Below are 1,201 nucleotides of genomic sequence, written 5' to 3' on the forward strand. Positions count from 1 at the left end.
GACTTTCCTGGATCGCTTGCGCCATTCGATTAAACGCTGCTGCGACCTGCCCCATTTCATCGCTGGAGATCACTTCAGCCCGTGCCGACTGGTCGCCCTGGCCGATCCGAGTGACGGCATTCGTAAGCATATTTAGCGGTGCCAACAAAGACCGTGCCAGCCAAACCGAAACCGCTAGCGCCAGCCCGATGCACAAGGCCCCGCCGACCGTCAGGACCAGCAGCATCGCCTTTTGCAACGCTGAAGAAGTCTGAGAACGCGCAACGAGCAGGCGCTCCTCTTCGTCACTTGCGGCCTCATTCAGTTGTGCGATCTGAACGGAAGTCTGCATCGCCCTTTTCAACGCTAGGGAAGCACCAGCTTGCTCAGCTCCCCCTGGTTTTTGCCCCCACATTTCACGCCGCTCGACTAATCCGTGAATTTGGTTTTGTGTCCAGTCGTCAGCCAGTACAGCTATGCGTTTAAAGCGGCTCTGTCGTTCCGGGCTATCTGCAGTCAATTCAGTCGCTTTGACTATTTGCCTGTGCATCGCCGACTCGAGTTCGGGCAACGACGCCAGATCGCCCGGCGCTCCGGTAAGTAGATAGCCGCGCGCGACGGCTTGAATGGCGAAAACACTGTTGGAAATGCGCTGTGCTTCAAGCATCACTTCCATGGTGTGTTTGTCCCATTCGTTGGCCTCGGACATTCGGACGAAATTGCTGTACGCGAGGGCAAGCAGGCACAGGATGATGGTGATGATGGCACCAAAACCCACACCCAATTTTGCCCTGATAGAGAGGTTCTTGAGCATGCGGTCTCCTGAAATGCTTAAGGGATGTGCCAATGTAACATTCAATCAGCAGACATTGTTTCGTAGCATCTTAGCAGGAACACTCATAGATCGGACTTACGATGCAGGAATTGCGGATCAGGTTGTCAAACGACACATGGTAAAGCGGCCGCTTGTTCAGAAACGCATGTCGACAACAACACCGCGTTTCGCATAGCACCTACACCCACTATCTCGCCGAGCTTTTTCCGGTACACCCTCGCCTGCTTGACATACAAATCGGGCGCGATTGCCGCTTCGACACGATCGGCCATTCCCGGAATCAGCCAGGTACCACATCTGGCGTGAAACGGCCCCTAGCATCCGCCAATACCCGTGCCATACTAAAATGATGCAAACTATGAATAGTTGACCCATAACTCAATGCGC

Annotated in this window: 1 protein-coding gene; it reads right to left on the bottom strand. The window is 54.3% G+C overall.

Going from position 1 to position 1,201, the window contains the following annotated elements; translation table 11 throughout:
* Positions 1 to 793, bottom strand: a 793-nt coding sequence (locus AB4Z11_RS32140) for a CHASE3 domain-containing protein (RefSeq protein WP_442030292.1), incomplete at its 3' end; no start/stop codon positions are given.
* Between the last annotated feature and the right edge of the window lie 408 nt (positions 794 to 1,201).

The sequence above is a fragment of the Pseudoduganella sp. RAF53_2 genome (assembly GCF_052113985.1).
Classification (GTDB): Bacteria; Pseudomonadota; Gammaproteobacteria; order Burkholderiales; family Burkholderiaceae_D; genus Rugamonas.